The organism is Arthrobacter sp. LAPM80 (assembly GCF_046736435.1).
GTDB lineage: Bacteria > Actinomycetota > Actinomycetes > Actinomycetales > Micrococcaceae > Specibacter.
In genome coordinates, this window is record NZ_JBCHVD010000002.1 from 347,724 (window position 1) to 367,559 (window position 19,836).

Genomic DNA, 19,836 nt, shown 5'->3' on the forward strand with positions numbered 1-19,836 from the left:
ATGGAACATATTCCATTGGTCGACCTGCAGGCGCAGCAGGCTGAAATTATTGACGATATTCGCGAAGAAATTGACGAGGTGTTGACCACCGCGGCGTTCATTGGCGGACCTGCCGTCGGCCGCTTCGAAAAGGCCTATGCGCAGTTTACGGGGACAGCACACTGTATTGGCGTGGGCAATGGTACGGATGCCCTGGAGTTGGCACTGCGCGCCTGCGGTGTGACCGCGGGTTCGGAAGTGATCCTGCCGGCGAATTCTTTTATTGCCACGGCCGAGGCCGTGGCGCGCATGGGAGCCACACCGGTGCTGGTGGATGTGGAACCTGTGCATTTGCTGATTGATCCGCAGCGGGTGGCTGATGCTGTCACAGCCAAGACACGGGCAGTCCTTCCTGTTCACCTATTTGGGCAGTTGGCTTCCATGGAGGAAATACTTTCCATCGCCGCTTCCTGCAATGCGGTTGTCATTGAGGACGCGGCCCAGTCTCAGGGTGCCAGCCACAACGGCAAGGTCGCAGGTTCATTCGGCCTCGCCGGCGCCACCAGCTTCTACCCCGGAAAAAACCTGGGGGCGGCGGGGGATGCCGGCGCCGTAACCACTGATGACCCCGAGGTGGCCGAGCAAATCCGTATGCTTGGCGCACATGGCAGTCCTAGCAAGTATGTCCACGATGTTGTGGGCATGAACTCCCGGCTCGACACGATCCAGGCAGTGGTGCTGGACGCCAAACTCAATCGCCTGCCGCGCTGGAACGGCATGCGGCGGGACGCAGCCGCCATCTACGGCGGTCTGTTGGCTGATGTGGACGGTGTTAGGATTCCGGTGGGCCGGTCCGGATATCAGGACGCATGGCACCTGTATGTCGTAGAGGTGCAGGACCGGGACGCTGTCCTAGCCCATCTGAATGAGGCAGGCATCGGTGCCGGCATCCACTATCCGACCCCCATCCATCTGACCAAGGCATTTTCCTACCTCGGCAAGGGTGAAGGTGACTTCCCCGTCACTGAAGTGGCGGCCGGTCGGATCCTCTCACTTCCATTGTTCCCGCACATTTCTCCGGAGCAGCAGGAACGGGTTGTTGACACTCTGCGCCAGGTGCTGCGGGTAGGGTGAAATGCTAATGGCGACTCCACTGCAGGAATCAGCGAGGGCAACGCCCACGGCCGCCCGGGCCTTTGCGCTGAGCTTGCTGAACACACTCATTTCCAAGTTCGGCACCATCGGGATTGGTATTGCCCTGGCCCGGCTGTTGGGGCCGGAACAATTTGGCACCTATGCCATTGCCTTTGTCGCTCTCATTGCCATTTTGAGTTTCAACGAACTTGGAGTCAGCCTTGCCATAGTGCGGTGGGTAGGTGATCCCAAGGAAATAGCGGGAACCGTCACAACCATTTCCGTGGTCAGCAGTACCCTCATTTTTATTGGCGCATATCTGGGCGCGCCGTACTTCGCCACGGCCATGGGGGATCCGGATGCCACGGCCGTTGTGAGGGTCATCGCTAGCTGTGTCGTCATCAATGGTGCGGTGGCGACTCCTGCGGCACTCATGCAAAGGGACTTCCTGCAGGGGCGGAGGATGGTCATTGACCAGGTCAATGTCTGGCTCGGGGCCATTGTTTCCGTGGTTTTGGTTGTTATGGGGTTGGGTGCCATGAGTCTAGCCATCGGGCGGGTAGCGGCCAGTCTCGTTGCAGCAATCATGTTCATCAAATATTCGCCGTTGCCAGTCAGATTTGGGTTCAATAGGTACAAAATACGGCCATTGCTCCTTTTTGGCCTGCCTTTGGCGGGTTCTAGCATCGTCGTTTTTGCTGTGGGGTATGCGGATCAGATTATTGCCGGCAAAGTACTTGGCGCAGTGGTGTTGGGCTTTTATGTACTGGCGTTCAACCTTTCAAGCTGGCCCACAAGCATCTTTTCCCAGCCATTGCGAGGCGTGGCGCCGCCGGTATTTGCAAAGCTGCAGCACGACCCCCCTGCCATGCGCTCGGCCATGTTGTCCCTGACAGGGGTCGTCACAGCTGCCGTCCTGCCCGTGGTTGCCGTCATGGCCGGTGTGGCCGTCCCGTTGGTGACGTTTGTATACGGGAATGAATGGGCTGCCGCGGCTGTGCCCTTGGTCTGGTTGGCCGCCTTTGCCGTGTTCCGTATCCTCTTTGAACTTGTGTATGACTACTTGGTTGTTTTGGGCAGTTCCGGAGCAATATTCAAGGTTCAGATCGTTTGGTTGCTCGTTTTGGTCCCTGCCCTCCTGGCTGGTGCCCACTGGGGAGGCCTGGCTGGTCTGGCGGCGGCACCTGTCGCTGTTGCTGCGCTCGTGGTCCTGCCGATTTATCTCAAGATGCTCGCCGCCAGGGGCTTTCGGCTCATGGATTTTCTGGGCAAGATGTGGCTGTCAATCCTTGTGGCCGTTCCCGTGGCGGGTGGAAGTTATGTGCTGGCCTCGGCCATTGACGCGGATTGGTTGGCTGTTCTGGCCGCTGCCGCCTTGGGAACGTTGACCATGTCAGTATTACTCATCGCCCGCCGCACGGACCTGGCTGTTATTCGCAGCTGGGGCAGAGAAAAGGAAACTGTGGCATGAAGATTCTTGTCTATCCGCACGATATGGCCATTGGCGGTAGTCAGCTGAACGCCATTGAGCTGGCTGCGGCTGTGCAGAAGCTTGGCCACGACGTGGTGGTTTATGGTCAGCCGGGTCCACTCGTGGAACGGGTTAAGGATCTGGGCCTGGATTTCATTTCCTCCCCTGCCGTGCACCGCCGGCCAACTCCGGGTGTTGCCACCCACCTGCGCCGCACCGTGAAGGAACTCGGCATCGATGTGGTCCACGCGTACGAATGGCCACCAGCACTGGAAGCCGTCCTGGCTTGTTCGGGCCGGTCTGGTGCCGTCGCGACGGCTACCGTCATGTCCATGGCGGTTGCGCCCTTCATCCCAGCCAATATCCCCATGCTGGTAGGTACTGAGCAGATCCTTGCGGCTGAAAAGGATTTCGGGCGGACCCACGCGGGATTGCTCGAGCCACCTGTAGACACGGCGCTCAATGGCAGGCATGGAGAGTTCCATACTGCAGCGTTCCTTGACACATTTGATGCGCCGGCTGACATCTTCACTGTCTCGATCGTTTCCCGGCTGGCCCATGAAATGAAGTTGGAAGGCATCCTGTGTGCCATCACTGCCATCGAAAGGCTCAACTCCCGCTATCCCGTCCAGCTCATCATTGCCGGTGACGGGCCGGCCATGGCAGAAGTTGCGCAAGCAGCCCAGGGCGCCAACGCGGCATTGGGCGCCACACGGATTTTCCTGACAGGTGAGCTCACGGATCCGCGCCCTGCCTACGCGTGTGCGGATGTCAGCATTGGCATGGGCGGTTCGGCGCTGCGGGCCATGGCGTTTGGGCTGCCCCTGATCGTCCAGGGTGAGAAGGGTTTCTGGGAGCTTCTCGAGGAGGAGTCGCTGGCGACTTTTCTGTGGCAGGGCTGGTACGGTGTGGGTTCTGGCAGCGACGATGCGGTGGAGAGGCTCATGATCATTCTTGAACGGTTGGCGAAGGCACCGGCGCTGCGTGCTGAATTGGGACAATTTGCTAGGACACTTGTGTGCGAGCGCTTTTCCTTGGACGTCGCTGCGCTCAAGCAGCTGGCATTCTATGAGGAGGCACTCGAGGCGGCCCCGGCCCGTCCACTCATTGAACTACGCCATGCCGGTATAGCCGCGGGACGTTTCCTCGACTACAAGGCAAAGCAATTCACGGCGAAGCTTGGTCGGAGGTATTCGCTCGATGACTTCAATGCAACGCCCGTCGCTGCGAACGCGCAGGTAAAGCGATGAGCGGCGACTCCCAAAGGTTGATCGTCGTGATCGCCGGGAGCCGGTGGGAAAACACTCGTGGCACCGACCACCGTTTGGCCGGGGCTCTAGCCAAACGTGCTGCCGTGTTGTGGGTGGATCCGCCGTCGCCGATTTTTGGCCCGGCATCCGAAGGACGGCCACCGTTGTGGCCAGGCTATGCAGTGGACGAGATCAAGCCCGGCATGCTCCGTCTGCGTATTTCTGCTCCGCCCGGGTTTACCCGGCCGGTTTTGCGTGATGTCGTCAAGGCCCTTGTGGGTCGAGCCATCAGGGCGACGGTGCGGGAACTGCCCTTTGAGCACTGCGCCACCATTCTTCTCTCACCCCGGGAAGTGTTTCCTGCTGGCATTGGCGGGCGGAAAATTCTCCATGTTACGGATGACTGGGTGGCGGGTTCGTCCATGATGGGGCTCTCGCAGCAGGCAGTCTCGACCAACCTGCGTAGCAACATCAACGCAGCCGATACCGTCTGCATCGTGTCGCCGTCACTCGGTGGGTTGATCACCGAACGGAATCCTGACTGTGTCCCTGTCGTGCTCCCCAATGGATGCCTTAGTAGCCACCATCTTAATAACGACGGCGTCCGAATGCACCAGCGCCGTGCTGTGGCCGCCCTTGTGGGGCAGCTCAATGAACGTCTAGATTTGGATCTGTTGGACCAGCTGGTGGCCAGCGGTGTGGAAATAGAAGTCATCGGCCCACGGAGGGAACGGGACCTGCAGGTCCGCAGGCGTCTCGACAAATTTCTGGCTTCAGAGGGTGTCTCGTGGTTGGGTGAGATTCCCGAAGGAGACGCCTTTGCGCGGATGCAGACAGCGGCGGTGGGAATCACGCCCTATGCCGACACGGTCTTCAACCGAGCTAGTTTTCCCATCAAGACTCTGGATTACCTCGCAGCTGGCATGCAAGTGGTGAGTACCGATCTGCCATCAGCCAGATGGCTCGACAGCGAATGGGTGAACATTGCGGACTCGACCACGAACTTCGTGTCCATGGTCCGGCACATATTGGGCGGTCAAGAAGCTGAGCAGAATGTCGCTGCCCGACGCTCTTTTGCCAGCCAACATACTTGGGATGCTCGGGCCAGCCAGCTGATGGCAATGATTGATGAGGGGGAACTGCCTGATGCGAATTGACCATGTTCTGCTGACACGATTCAATCTTCCAACTCCAGGGGTTGAGAGCTTGGTGCGCGCCCAGGAAGGATGGCTTATTGACCGTATGGCGCTCTTTGAGCGATACTGCTTTCGCTCCGTCGAGCAGCAATCCGAACAGGGATTCCAATGGATCATCTATCTTGACACGCAAAGTCCGCAATGGTTGCGGGACAGGATCGGCGAGCTCGGCAGCGGTGGCCTCTTCACGGCCATCTACCGCGATGAGGTGCCACAAGATGTTCTGATTGCCGATATCCGACGCGTGAGTGGTGCCGCCGGTGACGTCCTATTGACCACAAACCTGGACAACGACGACGGACTGGCTGTGGACTTTGTGCACCGCGTGCAATCGGCCGTCAAGGACCAAAGGCGGGTTGCCTTGTATCTGGGTAATGGTCTGATTCAGCAAGGCGGGCGACTGTATTTGCGTAGAGACCCGAAGAATGCTTTTTGTTCGGTCTCGGATAGTTGGCAGGATCCCAGCACCTGCTGGGTTGACTGGCACACGAAACTTGGAGAGTTGATGCCAGTCGTTGAAATTCTCGGCTCGCCGGGGTGGCTGCAAATGATCCACACGGGCAATGTCAGCAACCGGGTCAGGGGTTACCGCGTTGCCCCCGGCAGGTACAAGGAGATTTTCAAGGTGGGACTCGATGAGGTGGGGGAGCCTGCCGCCTTGAAATTATTGCTTGACGGCTGTGTGCTTGCTCCGGGGCGGGCGGCCAGGGATGCGCTTCGAAGAGCAGGCAAGGCGCTGATCTTGGGCGTCGCTGGGAAAAGTGGGTTGGATGCCTTCAAGTCCTTCATCGCTGGAGATGCGTCAACACGTGCGCATTGAAAAAACCATTGATACAGATAACGGGTATATGGTTGGCCTCACACGTCAAATCGAGCTAGGGGGCGCTTTCCTTGTTTGTTAGGGACATACTGGTTAGCTGCCTAAGACGCTGGTATTTTGTGGTCGCTGGTCTCCTCATTACTGGTGTCGTAACTTATTTGGCGTTCACCATGGTCTCGCCAAGTTATGAGGCTAAGGCAAGCATTGTTTTGCTTCCACCGTCCGTTGCCGTCACGGTTGGTGACAACCCCTACCTTTATCTGGGTGGATTGGACCAGGCGCTCGGCGTCTTGCAGGTCAAGGCGGCGTCCCCGGAAGTGTCTGGACCGCTGCTTGAAAAATTTCCGGGGTCCACTATTGCCATGTCCAAGGATGGAACCACCTCGGGCCCCATCATGGCCGTGACAGTTGCCGGGCCCAACGCGACAGAAACCATGGCACTCCTGCAGGCTTCGATGGACCTCATCCCAGCCACTTTGGCATCTCTGCAGAAGGAAGCGAAGGTGCCCGCATCGTCGGTGATTACGGCCTTGCCTCTGTCATTGGACACAAAACCTACCAAGATTGCAAAGAAACAGATCCAGATGACTGCCATGGCGGCACTGGGGGGGCTAGCGGGGACACTGCTTGCCACCGGATTCATTGATCGGCTTATGTCCAGGGAAAAGGGTGTACGGGCGAAGAAGAAGCAAGCCTCGGTCCCTCAAAAGCCACTGGGTCCACGGGGTATCGCCGCGGACAAGAGCGAGGAATCGGTCGTGCCTGAGGCAGTCGCCGACCCTCGACGAAAGTACCAACGCAGGACAGGGAAGGGCTTGGCGGAGAGTAACGAGTCAGTAGATGTTGGTACCTGAGGCGCGAGTGTCAGAATCCCATCCGGCTAAGCACGAACGTAGGTGGAAGTTACCGCCGCCACGCAAACTGCACTCCCCCGATGCGGTGACAGTACTCTCAATCTATTTGTTTTTGCTGGTGGCTGTACCATCCGACCGCGGCATTGCGCCACTCGGTGGAGCCGGGTCCCTCTCCACCATCTTTGGTCTTGGAATTCTCCTATGGTGGATATGGCATCAGGTTCGCCATCGTCGACCAGATGAGTTCCGGCGGGTCCAACCGGTGCGAATATCGTTCGTGATATTTGTTCTGAGTATTTTAGCCAGCTACACAGTAGCGTCTCTGACGTCGATGCCGTTGGTTGACCAGAACGCCTCCAATCTAGTCTTGGTGAATGTCGGCTCCTATGCGGGAGTTGTACTGCTGGCCAACGACGGCATCGACAGCCGCGAGCGATTCCTCGTCCTCCTGCGGCGCACCTCCCTAGCGGGAGGCCTATACGCCGCACTGGGCCTCATGCAGTTCTTTACCGGACTGAACATAGTCGATTCCATCCAAATCCCGGGCTTAGCCTCTGGAGGGACAGGCGGCGTGGACACGCGTGGCGACTTCGTCCGTCCGGAGTCAACGGCCCGGCATGCCTTGGAATACGCCGCGGTGCTGTCGATGGTCCTTCCCATAGCTTTGACAATGGCCATAGGGGAATCCCGAAAACGCATGATCATTCGCTGGTTTCCCACGGCTGCGATCTTGATGGCGGCCTTCCTATCAGTCACAAGGTCGGCACTGTTGGGAATTGTCGCTGTGCTCTTGGTTCTCATTCCAACTTGGGAACCTGCAGTCAAGAAGATGGCACTTTGGGCGGCCTGCGGGGGTGCTGTCGTCATGTACGCCCTGGTGCCTGGCCTCAGCGGGACCATTCTTGGCATGTTTTCGGGCAACGACCCCAGTGTTGATTCGCGCACAGATAGCTATTCTGTCATTGGCGGCTACCTGCGTGTTTCACCCTTGTTTGGCCGCGGTTTGGGCACCATGGGACCCCAGTACCGCATCTTTGACAATCAGTACATTGGCTTCCTCATTGAGACCGGTGTCATTGGTACGGCAGCATTCGCCATGCTCGTGCTTACGGCCATGGTTACTACCTTTCTGCGGCGCCGTGCACCCGATCCGCTCATTGGAGCCCTTGGGCCGGCACTCAGCGCAGCTGTCCTGGCCGGGGCGCTGCTGAGCGCATTTTTTGATTCATTCCATTTTCCGCAGGCAGTCGGCATGTTGTTCCTCATGATCGGCCTGAGTGGGGGTCATTGGAACCTTAGGCAAACTGTGCCGGCTGAGTTGGATTCACCAGACGCCCATGGTGCGGATCCCCATGAGAACACCGGAGCCAGACGCCTGAGCGGCTCTCTGCGTCGACGCTGGTATGTGGGACTAGCAGTACTGTTGATGTTTATCCCTATGGCAATGTCGGCGTGGAGTGAGACCGGCGTCTACTATGCAAAGTTCAACATTGAGCTTCAGGCGCCGCCTGGGGCAACGAAGGGCAATCCCTTGCGTACAGAAGCATCTTCGGTAGTGCATTTTGCGGCGATGGTGCAGAGATTGTACGAGGGGGGCCATGCAAACGCTTCTGTGCTTCCGACATCCGCCCCGCTCTATGGGTCGGGGCTGCGAGACGCCGTGGCGGTATACCTACCCAGTGCCGGTGGACAATGGCAGACCAACTTCAACAGTCCTTCGATAGCTGTCGAAATTGTGAAGGCTCACCCTGACGATGTCATCGCGGCGGCCGAGGCAGTCACAGCCGACATTGAGAAACTCACCGTGCAGCCGCAGGAGCAGATGGGAATCTGGGAAAAGTCACGGATCACCGGCGAAAGACAGCCAGCACAGGTCACGGTGGAATATATGGCCGTCCGCCCAAAGTATGCACTTGTGGCCATTGCTGCGCTCGCCGTTGCTTCGGCGATGAGTTCGGCCATCGTGGTGGATCGCGGAATCCGTCAGCTTCGACGGATCAGGAAGACAAAGCACTAACCGGACATGTCTGCGGGGTGCCGCCCGGACGAATGGTTCGGACAGCACCCCGCAGAAAAGGCTATGAAATTTAGCCGATCTTGTAGATGTGGTAACTGTATTCATTGGCAAAATTGTCAGTGAACTTACCGTCAGCGCCAACGGAAATGCTGCGGTTCTCATCGACAACCTCAACGGAACTGGCCTTGATGTCCTTGGGGAGTTGGAAGTCCCGGCTGCCAGGCTTGGAGCTACCGTCGATCATGGCAAAGACGTAGGCGGAGCCGTTTGAGGTTTTCAGCATGGTGTCCAGTCCTGTGCCGAACGAGTACTGGTAGGACTGGGTGTTCAGGACCGAGGCCAGCTTGTGGATCTGGTTGTTAACCTTGGCGGCGGCGTCAATCTGGGGCTGGCCACAGAAATTGCTTGTAACCTGTGACTGGCGCAGCAGACTGCCACCTTGGCAAGGACCAGACAGGCTCTGGTTGAAGTACACCAATCCGCGCGCCTCATTGATGATCGAGCTCATCACTGCCCCCTGCAGCTGGCCGGCGGTGATATTGGCCGTGAACGGGCCCTCACCCGGGCCGCCATTGACCAGTTCGAAGAACTGCCACGGCGCTTGCAGCTTGCCGTCGGCGGCATCCTGCTGGCGAAGGGACTTCATGGTCTTGCCGTAGCTGGAGGCTGTGCGGCAGTTTTCCTGGCCGACGGGAGTGATGTAGTTCTGGCGGTAGGGGGTCCAACTGCAGAACGGAACCGTGTACCAGTACATATCCAAGGAGACCGCGTCGGTGTAGTTATTGACATAGGCCTGAGCGTCAGAGGCCTTCATATCATTGCTCATGACCATCTGGGTGAAATTGGAGTAGTTGAAGCGGCCGTTGCCGGCATTCTCATCCTTTAGCGACTGCAGCCACTTGCGGCCCGCTTCAGGGGTGAAACGGCCGTCGACCTCGTCGTCAAGGAAGTTGCCCACCCAGTTGGTGCTGCTATCTGTGAACGTAGCGTTGAGTTTCCCGCCGATCCAGTAAACATTATTGTCTTTGAAGAGGCTGTAGGGCGTACTGGCGTCCATACCGATGTAGGTGTTGAAACCCATCTTCTTGTCATACTGAGCTTCGGCGTTGCTGCTGATTCCGTTGTACCAAGCAGTGATCGGGAAGAACGAAGGGTCAGACCATCCAGCATCGTTGGCGTGCTTGAATTGCTTCCAGTAGCTTGCCCCGCCTTCCCATGGAATCCGGGGAAGGTTTAAGTCCCCGACAACCGGTGGTGTCGTGGTGGGTGGTGTCGTGGTGGGTGGTGTTGTTGTGGGTGGTGTCGTGGTGGGTGGTGTTGTTGTGGGTGGTGTCGTGGTGGGTGGTGTTGTTGTGGGTGGTGTCGTGGTGGGTGGTGTTGTTGTGGGTGGTGTGGTGGTGGGTGGTGTCGTGGGCCCAGCGGGGGTGAATACGACGTCCACGTAGTAGTTTGAGTTCTTGTAGTTGTTGCTCGGGTAGGTGCCCCCATTGCCGTAGGCGAAGACGCCTCCGCCAGCCAAAATGGTCAGGGGCCCGGTTGTCTTGGCCGTGTCCAGGCCCCCCTCATCGGCTGAATAGCGACCGTGGGGGGCGATGTACGAAGCGACGTACTTCTGGTTCGGGGAAATCTTCACAGCCGAAGGTAACGCGACCGTTTGCCAGCCCGCAGTATTACCAGTTGCCTCTGCCAGCGTCGCCGTGGCGATGACCTGGCCTCCGGGGGACCATAGGTTTACCACATGGGGGCCGGTGTTCTCCGCACTCTGGTAGAAGCGGATGGCTGAAACCGACCCCTCCTCCGATGTGGTGAATTTGGCTCCGAGCTCAACGGAAACAGTGTCCGGGTCCACAGGCGCCGTGGGCGCTGATGGGTCAAGAACGGAAATCGTTGATGCGTAACTTGGTGAATTTCCTGCAGTGGTCCCCACAAAAAGTGGGACAAGTAGGGCTAGCGTCGCAATGCCGGCTAGGGTCGTGTTCCGGCGACTTTTGAAGCCCCAGCGGTTTGAGGTCCGATCAGACTGCGTACGCTCAGTGATGTATTGCATATTTGGGATAGTCCTGAAGGATTGTCGTTTTAGACCTAGGCAAGCTTTCCCCGATATTAAATCGTAACATATGCCCTCCGCGAGTCGACTGGTTCGATGGAAAATCGCAGTCCAGCCTCAGGCTGACCGGCTGCTCTCATCCCGGTCCCAGTCGCCGTTGGCCGTTAGAGACTTTCCTCTACGCAACTTGCCAATAAGAGCCACAGAGGCGTAGATTGCGGCGTCTACAAGTTCCCTTGGGCTGGTGATGCTGGCGACAAGATTGACCAGCCCGGAGCTCATCCCCACAGCGGTCGGTAGGTCCTGGTTTCCACGATATATGCGCCGTAGGGTGCTATGCAGTTCCCTGGTGGACCGCGGTGTCCGGACAACCATAGGTGTAGTGGCCAGAATGGATTTCTCGGTTGGGTCAAACAGCGAGTCAACATAGGCATCGTCCGCTGTGGTGTCGGGGAAGGTAGGAAAGCGGGAATGCCCGGTGGCGCTCACGCCGTAGGCGCCAGCGCCCCAGAGATGCTGGTGCATGGCCGGGATGCGCGCCCTAGCGCGGTAGTAGGCGCGCACCCAGGGATCGGCTCCCGATGCGTCATATCGGAATGCGGGACGGGCAGCCAAGGCGCCGGGCTGGGCCAGGTGCGTGAAGACCTCGGCGAGGGCCGAGGCTGTGATCTCAATGTCGGCATCAAGATACAGCCGCGGCCAGCGCGTGGCGGCGGAATCAGCGGCGTTGAGAGCTGAGGTCTTGCCTGGATCCGGCAGGTCAAGAACCTTTACGCCGGGGAAGGAAGCAGCGATGGCGGCGGTCACATCGGTGCAGCCATTGCACGCCACGATGACCTCGATGTCGCCGGATGCTGCCAAATCAGCCAGTGGACTCAAGGTCCTGGCAATGACGGACGCTTCGTTGTGCGCAGGAATGATGACGGTCCCGGGTGGAAAATCACCGTGGGGGACTTTGTCTGGGCGTTCGTCCACAGAGGCTTGGGGGAGGTCGGACCAGGACCTCAGTCCTAATAGCATGGACGCTGCAAGCCGGTGCCCGGACTGATTGGATCGTGCCACCGCCGCAGCGGCGGTTATGGTTCGTACGGCCAGAGTATATGGGTAGGAATGGTGGGTGGCCGCATAGCGTACACGGTTGACGGCCATGAGCGCCGTTAAGCTGTCAGATGCCCCCGAGCCACCCCGCTCGTGGTGCATGACCGCGAGCGGTTCAAACCAAATGGTTTCCCCCACGCTCCGAATTCTGCGGAAGTAGTCTGTTTCCTCGGAGTACAGGAAGAACCGCTCGTCCCACTGACCCACTTTCTCGGCAAGTTCTCGGCGGATGAGGACCGCTGCGCCCGTTGCCCACGCCACCCGGTGGGCGTAAACGTAGCTTTCCGGGTCTGTTTCTATTTCCGAAAGCCATGACGGGCGGGCTAGGAACCCGCTGCCCACCACAGCGTCACCGATGCCACGAAAGAGTGAGGGTTCTCGGCGCAGCGAATGGTATGTCTTGCCGTCATCGTCGAGCAGTTTGGGCACAACTGCCCCTGCACCTGATTTTGCCATGCAATCCAGCATGGCCTTGATGGCCCCGCGGCCCACTCTCAGGTCGGGATTGAGCACCAGCAGGTGGTGCGCCGTCCCGGCAAAGAGTGCAGCGGTATTGATGCCACCAGAGTAGCCAAGGTTTCCTCCCGTGGAGATGACGGTGACATCAGGATGCTTGGCGAGCTCCTCCAAGGTGTCGTCCGTGGAGGAATTGTCGGCCACCACCACCCGGATGGACTGGTCGGCAGCCTCCTTGCGAAGTGACTGGAGGAGGTGGGGTACGTCCTCGGCATTGTTGTAGGTAACCAAGAGCACGGCGACGTCGACCACTTCATCCGAGACGGCGAAGCGTCCGGACATGGGCAAACTGTTGGAGCCAGCCGTTTGCAGCACGCGGTGGACGCGGCGTTGGTACGTCTCAATCGGTTTCGCATGTGCAGTCCCCGCCCTCAACGCAAGGTACGACGGTGGCCCGTCTACAAGGTAGCGCCGACTAAGCCTGCGCGGCTCACGAGAGAGCCGCCAGGCCCACTCGAGGCCGCTGTTACTTGCCCAACGTGGGGAGCGGGCCACCTTGCCGGCCAGGAAATCCACCGAGGCCCCGAATCCGAGTAACACCTTGGCGCCCGTCAGGTCTGCGTGCTCGGCCATCCACAGTTCCTGTCGAGGCTTGCCCAATCCGACGATCAACACATCGGTTTCTGCTGCGCGAATATCCTCGACGATCGCCCGTGAGCGCTCAATTTCGGCGAGCTCGCTTCGCTCAGGGCACCACCAGCCCGAGATGATGAGGTCTGGTCGTTCCTGTTCAAGGCGTTCCTTAAGAGCCCGCTGAGTTTCGGGTGAACCACCCAGGAACCCGACGCGTGAGCCGTATTCGGCGGCCTTGTCGAGTATGGGTTCGATAAGGTCACTGCCGGCGAGTCTCGGCCAGCGCTGCCCTGTCGAACGCCTTGCCTGGGCCGCAATCGGTGCACCGTCAATCAGGTTGAGGAATTCTGCGGGCCCCGCGAGCTCGAGTGTCCCATACCAGCGTCCAGCCGTCCCGAAGTGGTGGATGTGGTCCAGATTGATTGAGACTACGCAGAGCGGAATTTCGACCGGTTCAGCCATACGCCGGGAAATTATCGACATCGCATCTTCTAAATCAACCAAGTGAATGGGGATGCCGGCTGAAATCATCGATTGGGCAACATCAATGGCCATCGCGCAAGTCTGCCTTCCGGTTAGTGGAGTTGACAGGCGTATCGATCGTGCGGCGCTGATGTACACCGCAAAGTCGAGCATCATGGATCATGCCCTCTGATGCACATGCGTTCATTTGCCCCCGCCATCTCCATATGAGCGCGACGCACTGCGGTCCTGTGCAGTCCGTCGTGACGACTCTCGGATGTCACTGACCTTTTGGCGCTTGGACGCACCGCGAGAGGGTCGTTGATGCCGACTTTAGGGGGCGGCGGAAGCGGCCACCAGCGTAGTCCGGTACTCATAAGTGCCAAGATATTGGCAGGTGATACTTGGTTTGTTTTCAGAAATGAGGATTCGCAAGGCGCAGCAGGGAGGCTTTAGGCGCTCAGCCCCCGTACGATGTGCTCGGCAATGGCCATGGAAGAGGTCGCCCCGGGGGAGGGGGCGTTGCGCACGTGGACCATGCGGGCAGAACCGGTGATGACAAAGTCATCCACCAGACGCCCGTCCCGGTTCATGGCCTGGGCCCGGATGCCGCGGCTTCCCGGGACGACGTCCTCCGCCACCAGATCGGGAACGTAGTCCCTTGCGGCCTCGACGAACGCCTTTTTGCTCAGGACGGTTCGCCCTTCGCGGATTGCTGCTGGGATGTTGCCCGCGGCAAACCGCCAAAATCCGGGAAATCCAATGGTCTCGCCTAGATCCTTGGGGGAGAGCTGCCATGGCCCGTAGGACTCCCTGCCTCCGGAGAGGAACGCGTTCGGGCCCACCATGATTTCGCCGTCGATCCTCTTCGTCAGATGGACACCAAGGAACGGGTAGCGCGCGTCAGGCACCGGATAGATCAGCCCGTTGACCAAGTGTCGGCGGTCGGCCTTGAGCAAGAAATATGCGCCAAAGAACGGGACAATCCGAGGGCTTTCGGCGTCACCGGCTGCCCGGGCCACGCGATCGGACTGCAGCCCAGCACAATTGATCACCAGATCGTGCTCGTGGCTGCCTCTGCGGGTCCCCACAGTCACCCGCGCGCTGCGCTCCTGGAGTGAGATGACTTCATGGCCCATTCTCAATTCGCCGCCAGCCTCAACAAATTCCTCCGCCAGGGCCTGTGTCACACGCTTGTAGTCGGTGATGGCCGTGGTTGGTGAGTGCAGGGCCGCAATGCCCCGGGCGTGGGGTTCAATACTGGCCAATTCGTTGCCATCTATCATGCGCACGCCGGAGACGCCGTTGGCCAGTGCCCGTTCAAGAATGGTCTCCAGCCGTCCACGTTCGCTGCCGTCACGGGCAACGACGACCTTGCCGCACTCCTCATACGGAAGATTTCGCCGGGTGGCCAGGTCCTTCAAGAGGCCTACACCACGCCGGCACAGCTGCGCCTTGAGGCTGCCCGGTTCGTAGTAGAGCCCGGCGTGGACCACTCCGCTGTTGTGCCCCGTCTGGTGGTGCGCCAGGTGGCTTTCCTTTTCGTACAAGACCACCTCCGTAGCCGTGGCGGAGCGCATGAGTTCCCGGGCCACCGCGACACCAATGATCCCGCCACCGACGACGGCGGCCCTCACCGTTCTCATGCAGCAGTCCATTCGTCGAGGTACTCATGCAGTCTTTGCCGCGCCGGTGGCGGCAAATGTCCGGTGGACTGGATCTTGGCAAGGTTCAGGGCCGAGTGGACCGGAGGGGCGGCAAGGAGTGTTTTGAGGAAATTGTTGCCGTCACCAACCACCCAGCTGGTACGCACAATGTAGTGCCTGGGCGTCGTGGCTGCTGCCACGTCACCGGCTGCCTTGGACTGCCCATAGACGCCAAGGGGCGAGACGGGTTCTTCCTCGTCGTGGAGTTCGATCGTGCCGTCAAAGACGTAGCCACTTGAAACATGCACCATGGTGACGTCGATGCCACCCAGAGGCGATGGCCCGGCCAGGTCAAGGTCCGTCCGGGTGGCGAAGTCGACGTCGGCCAACCATGGATGGTTTCTGTCCTTTTGGGACAATTCAGCCTGCTCCAGCGGGATGGGCCAAGGGATCTCCACTGTCGCGTCGGCCAGGGTCTGGAAGGCAGTGCCAACCCCCGCTGGTACGTAGATGACAGTAGAGGGATCCAGCACAGCGGTGAAAACCGCGCCGAAGGCGGGGCCCTCCCGCTGCCAGTTCTCCTTGAACCAGCCCCGGTTGTCGCCGAGGACGGGCAGGTCGAAGAGCACTACTCCGGGGATCGCCGTCGTCCGCGAATCCAAAGACTTGCCAAACACCGGACCCACGGCGGAATGGGCGCTCACGGTATGTCCGCCGACCGGGTGAGCGAGGGTTGTTCACTTGCGGCTGCGTCCGCCCGTGCGTTCTCGAGCGACATCGCATTTCCTGCATACGTCAATTCGTCCACCACGGTCACCAGTATCTGCATCATGACAACAGCGTAGCTCTAGGCATGGCACAAAATGAGGTACAGGAGGGAATTAGATGCGTAGCATCATCCTCGCCGGAGGAACCGGCTCATGACTGCATCCGATTACCGTGGGCATCAGTAAGCAGCTGGCTCGCGTCTATGACAGGCCCATGGTCTACTACCCGCTGTCCCTGAACTCTATTTCTACGACAATGACGTCGCCGAGATCGCCAAGAGCCTGAGGCACTCACCCCGTGGTGAACTCCAAATCACCGACCTCAATGGTGCTTCACCGTTTGGCGGACGTGCCTCTTCCTGCCGAACGGGAAACCAAGTAGACGCTTCAAATAAACCAAGTACCTTGCACGTAACCCTCTGAATTACCCTCTGCTAATCGGGTACCGGAGGCTGGTGCTTTCGTGTCATTTTGCTCCTTTAATGTAGGCAACGGCCCAGATCAAACCTGATCCAAAGCCAAAGTTTAAGAAGGTCTCACATGTCACACCTTGTCTCTCAGAAGGTGCGCTTCGGCTCGTCCATCGTTGGGCGCCGAGGACAGGGGTCCCAGCGAGTTGGAACCCCGGCACCAGGCGGCCGGGGGCCGCAACCACAATCCGCAGCTCAGGCGCGGATTCCCTATTCGGAGCCGACGGCGGTGAAGCCTTCTGAGACCAAGGCTTTCCCCCAGCCGTCGTCGGCTCCCTTCACAGCTGGCCGCATGGTGATCGGCGCCCCTGCGCCCCACGCCATCGCCAGGCACTGGGGGGTGTCATGACAACCAGGATTGGATATGCGGCAGGGGCCTATGACCTGTTCCATATAGGTCACTTGAACCTTCTGCGCCACGCAAGAAGCCAGTGCGATCACCTGATAGCCGGCGTGGTCAGTGACGAACTGTGCCACAAGCGTAAGGGGAACCTCCCTGTGATCCCGTTGAGGGAACGGATCGAGATTGTTCGCAGCATCAAGTACGTTGACGAGGCCGTAGTGGAATCGCGTCCCGACAAGATGGAGATGTGGCAGGACCTAAAATTCGATGTCTTCTTCAAGGGCAATGACTGGCAGGGCACGGCCAAGGGACGCCTGCTTGAACAGCAATTTGCGGCCGTTGGAGTCGAAGTCGTCTACTTCCCCTACACGGTGCACACCTCCAGCACCATGCTCCGAAAGACGCTGGCGCTGATCATCGCCTCACCCAACACCTTCAATTCGGTGGCAGGAGGCCAGCTGTGAGGTCTCTGCGGATTGCCATGATCGGTACTAGGGGCCTGCCGGCACGGTATGGAGGATTCGAAACCTGTATCGAAGAGGTTGGGCGCCGTTTGGCCGACCGCGGCCATGAAGTGGTGGTCTACTGCAGGGGAAATTCCGACATTCCTAAAGAATACCTGGGCATGGAGCTGGTCAGGTTGCCCGCGCTTCACCGGCGCAGCCTGGAAACCCTGAGCCACACGGGTATGTCGGTCATGCACGTGTTGGGGCACAGGGTTGATGCCGCCATCGTCTTCAACGCAGCAAATTCGCCTTGGCTGCCCCTGCTTCGCGCCGCACATATCCCCGTCGCCACACATGTCGACGGGCTGGAATGGCAACGAGCCAAATGGGGCCCACTCGGCCAGAAATATTACCGATTTGCCGAGTCGCTGTCCGTGCGTTGGTCGGATGCCTTGATTGCTGATGCGGCAGGAATCCAGCGCTATTACCAAAAGGCCTTTAATGCCGAATCGCAGCTGATTGCTTACGGGGCCCCCCTGCTTGAAGATGGGCACTCAGACAGGCTGGCCGAGCTTTCCCTGGAACCGGGGCAGTATCACTTGGCTGTTGCCCGTTTTGAGCCGGAAAACCACTTGCAAATGATCGTCGAAGGCTATGCGCGCAGTTCAGCCAGCCATCCCCTAATCGTCGTGGGGTCTGCACCTTACTCGGCTGCCTATTCACGCCTCTTGTATTCCCTGGGCGATGAACGAGTCAGATTCCTTGGTGGTGTTTGGGACCAGGACCTGTTGAATCAGCTCTATGCAAATGCACTCATTTATTGGCATGGCCATTCAGTGGGAGGTACCAACCCTTCCTTATTAAGGGCCATTGGGGCAGGGACGGCAACCAATGCGTTCAATGTGAACTTCAACCGGGAAGTTTTGCGGAATTCCGGAAAGTATTTCCGATCCGCCGACGACGTGCAACAACTCGTCGAGTCAGCTGAGGCTGATCCTGGGGCCGTGCGAGAGCGGGCCGTCCTCGCCCGCGAGGCAGCCCGACGCTATGACTGGGACCTCGTGGCCGACAGCTATGAGGAACTGTGCCAGGGTTTGGTGCAACGCTCACTGGTCAGGACTCCTGCCACCTTTTCTCGCCGGATGTTTGTCTCCCAACAAGTGCTTGACTTCGACAGGGAATCCTTCTAATGACTGCCTCAGATGTTGCAGCCAACTCAGGCGGGGCGGTTGCCGGCAGCTACATGGACACGGTGCGGTTACTGGCTGGGGCCCAGAAAAAGGCTGCACCAGGGGCACCGCCCTATTCCGTTTATGTGAATCGGCGTGTGGGACGTTTTATGGCGGCTTGGGCATTTCGACGCGGACTCAAGCCCAACACCGTTAGCGGTATCAGTGCAGCCTTCACCTTCTCCGGCATCATCTTGTTGGCTGTCCTGGCGCCCCATTGGTGGACAGGGCTGCTGATCTGGGCCGCGCTCGCCGTAGGGTACGTCCTTGATTCCGCCGATGGTCAAGTAGCCCGGCTGGGCGGGCGCGGCTCTGTGGGCGGGGAATGGCTTGACCATGTGCTGGACAGCATCAAGATATCGAGCCTGCACCTTGCCGTGCTGGTCACCGCATACCTGCACTTTGGGCTGGCTCCGCAGGCCTGGCTGCTGGTTCCCATCGGATACACCATTGTGGCGGCGGTTTCATTTTTCGCCATGATCCTCAACGATCAGCTCAAGGCCGTCCACGGTGGCCAGCAACATACCCCGGCTGTGCCGCGGGGGCGTGCGGCCACGGTGGCTAAATCGATCCTCCTGCTGCCCACCGACTACGGCGTGCTCTGCCTTGTTTTCCTGTTCCTCGGTGCCCCACTGGTGTTCTTTGTGCTCTATACGATTTTTCTCGTTGCCAACGCGGGCCACCTGCTCTTAGCCAGCCGCAAATGGTTCCGGGACATGCAAAAGCTTCAGACCAACTTATCCGCACGATCCATATCGCAGGAGCGAAGCAATGGGTGATCTGCCAGTCGCCGGCCCGTCCAAGGGGCAAACGACGAACCGTAGGAAGTTCTCGATGATGGTTGGTGGTGCCACCGTGGCGGCATTGCTTGTGGCCGGTATTTGGGTGGCCACGACCTCCGCTTCGCCCGACCCTGCTGCCAACGGCACCGCCGCGACGTCGGGCACAAGCCCGTCCGGCGCCCCGCCCTCCGGGAGTGCCCCTCCGTTGGCAGTAGCATCGCCCGCGGTGGTTCCGCCCGTGTCCATCCCCACGCCGTCACCTCTCACCCCGGCCGAAGCGACTGCCAAGGCTACGACGGAGAAGGTTCTGGCAGCCATTCCGCAGCCTGTTGCCCCCGCAGTCGCCATCGGTGTCGTTTCTAAGCCCCAGCGCGGTGTCACAGCTACAGTCGGCGGTATCCAGGCGGTGGATGGAAAGGGCCGGGGGCCGGGACAGATTTCCGGTCCGGCGGTGCGTTTTACCGTGACCTTGACCAACGGCGGCACAACGCCCATCGACACCGGAATGGTGGTGGTCAACGTTGACGGTGGCCCCGACCACATACCCGCACTGGTTTTGAGCGGTCCGGGCGTTGTAAATTTCCCGGCAAGCCTTGCCCCCGGGCAAAAGGCATCCGGCACGTTTGTCTTCCTGATTCCCAACAACCAGCGGAACGAAGTCAGGATCTTCTTCAACTACGACGTCTCCTCATCCATTGTCGCCTTTGAAGGCGCCGTACCGAAGGCACAAGGTTAG

The 19,836-nt window shown here is 59.3% G+C and carries 15 protein-coding genes and 1 pseudogene; 11 read left to right on the forward strand and 5 right to left on the reverse strand.

The genetic code is table 11. The annotated features are described in order from the left end of the window. From AAGW05_RS03925 to AAGW05_RS03955, 7 genes are all read left to right on the forward strand, one after another. Positions 1–1,113, forward strand: a complete 1,113-nt coding sequence (locus AAGW05_RS03925) for a DegT/DnrJ/EryC1/StrS family aminotransferase (RefSeq protein ID WP_411803153.1) — start codon at positions 1–3, stop codon at positions 1,111–1,113. A gap of 7 nt (positions 1,114–1,120) precedes the next feature. Continuing rightward, positions 1,121–2,584 (forward strand): oligosaccharide flippase family protein, encoded by a 1,464-nt coding sequence (locus tag AAGW05_RS03930; RefSeq protein WP_411803154.1) that lies wholly within the window; start codon positions 1,121–1,123, stop codon positions 2,582–2,584. Next, positions 2,581–3,834 carry a glycosyltransferase family 4 protein gene (locus AAGW05_RS03935; RefSeq protein WP_411803155.1) on the forward strand — a complete coding sequence of 418 codons (1,254 nt, stop codon included), beginning with the start codon at positions 2,581–2,583 and terminating at the stop codon, positions 3,832–3,834. The genes AAGW05_RS03930 and AAGW05_RS03935 overlap by 4 nt, the downstream gene beginning before the upstream one ends. A 182-nt stretch (positions 3,835–4,016) precedes the next feature. Further along, on the forward strand, positions 4,017–4,991 hold the full coding sequence (locus tag AAGW05_RS03940; RefSeq protein ID WP_411803156.1) for a glycosyltransferase: 975 nt from the start codon (positions 4,017–4,019) through the stop codon (positions 4,989–4,991). Further along, entirely contained in the window at positions 4,981–5,850 is an 870-nt protein-coding gene (locus AAGW05_RS03945; RefSeq protein WP_411803157.1) for a glycosyltransferase, read from the forward strand. Before AAGW05_RS03940 ends, AAGW05_RS03945 begins: the two co-directional genes overlap by 11 nt. Before the next feature lie 170 nt (positions 5,851–6,020). Next, complete coding sequence (locus AAGW05_RS03950) at positions 6,021–6,704, forward strand: hypothetical protein (RefSeq protein WP_411803158.1); 684 nt, start codon at positions 6,021–6,023, stop codon at positions 6,702–6,704. Beyond that, entirely contained in the window at positions 6,691–8,721 is a 2,031-nt protein-coding gene (locus AAGW05_RS03955) for an O-antigen ligase family protein (RefSeq protein ID WP_411803159.1), read from the forward strand. Before AAGW05_RS03950 ends, AAGW05_RS03955 begins: the two co-directional genes overlap by 14 nt. Before the next feature lie 70 nt (positions 8,722–8,791). Here the strand turns inward: AAGW05_RS03955 and AAGW05_RS03960 are convergent, their stop codons facing one another. The 5 genes and pseudogenes from AAGW05_RS03960 to AAGW05_RS03980 form a co-directional block, all read right to left on the reverse strand. After that, positions 8,792–10,768: a DUF4082 domain-containing protein gene (locus AAGW05_RS03960; protein ID WP_411803160.1), complete on the reverse strand. Its 1,977-nt coding sequence runs from the start codon at positions 10,766–10,768 to the stop codon at positions 8,792–8,794. Between the two features lie 117 nt (positions 10,769–10,885). Next, positions 10,886–13,417 (reverse strand): WecB/TagA/CpsF family glycosyltransferase, encoded by a 2,532-nt coding sequence (locus tag AAGW05_RS03965; RefSeq protein ID WP_411803161.1) that lies wholly within the window; start codon positions 13,415–13,417, stop codon positions 10,886–10,888. A 452-nt stretch (positions 13,418–13,869) separates the two neighbouring features. Beyond that, on the reverse strand, positions 13,870–15,063 hold the full coding sequence (lhgO, locus tag AAGW05_RS03970) for an L-2-hydroxyglutarate oxidase (RefSeq protein ID WP_411803162.1): 1,194 nt from the start codon (positions 15,061–15,063) through the stop codon (positions 13,870–13,872). Between the two features lie 86 nt (positions 15,064–15,149). Beyond that, positions 15,150–15,749, reverse strand: a pseudogene (locus AAGW05_RS03975) (sugar nucleotide-binding protein); the annotation flags it as partial. A gap of 14 nt (positions 15,750–15,763) precedes the next feature. Continuing rightward, positions 15,764–15,895 carry a hypothetical protein gene (locus AAGW05_RS03980; RefSeq protein WP_411803163.1) on the reverse strand — a complete coding sequence of 44 codons (132 nt, stop codon included), beginning with the start codon at positions 15,893–15,895 and terminating at the stop codon, positions 15,764–15,766. Positions 15,896–16,645: 750 nt separating this feature from the next. Between AAGW05_RS03980 and AAGW05_RS03985 the strand changes: the two genes are divergently transcribed. The 4 genes from AAGW05_RS03985 to AAGW05_RS04000 are packed head-to-tail and all read left to right on the forward strand — an operon-like array spanning position 16,646 to position 19,836. After that, entirely contained in the window at positions 16,646–17,107 is a 462-nt protein-coding gene (locus tag AAGW05_RS03985) for an adenylyltransferase/cytidyltransferase family protein (protein WP_411803164.1), read from the forward strand. A gap of 17 nt (positions 17,108–17,124) precedes the next feature. Beyond that, on the forward strand, positions 17,125–18,279 hold the full coding sequence (locus AAGW05_RS03990) for a DUF1972 domain-containing protein (protein WP_411803203.1): 1,155 nt from the start codon (positions 17,125–17,127) through the stop codon (positions 18,277–18,279). Continuing rightward, a complete protein-coding gene (locus tag AAGW05_RS03995; RefSeq protein ID WP_411803165.1) occupies positions 18,279–19,097 on the forward strand; it encodes a CDP-alcohol phosphatidyltransferase family protein in 819 nt (272 codons plus the stop codon). Before AAGW05_RS03990 ends, AAGW05_RS03995 begins: the two co-directional genes overlap by 1 nt. Continuing rightward, positions 19,090–19,836 carry a hypothetical protein gene (locus AAGW05_RS04000; RefSeq protein WP_411803166.1) on the forward strand — a complete coding sequence of 249 codons (747 nt, stop codon included), beginning with the start codon at positions 19,090–19,092 and terminating at the stop codon, positions 19,834–19,836. Before AAGW05_RS03995 ends, AAGW05_RS04000 begins: the two co-directional genes overlap by 8 nt.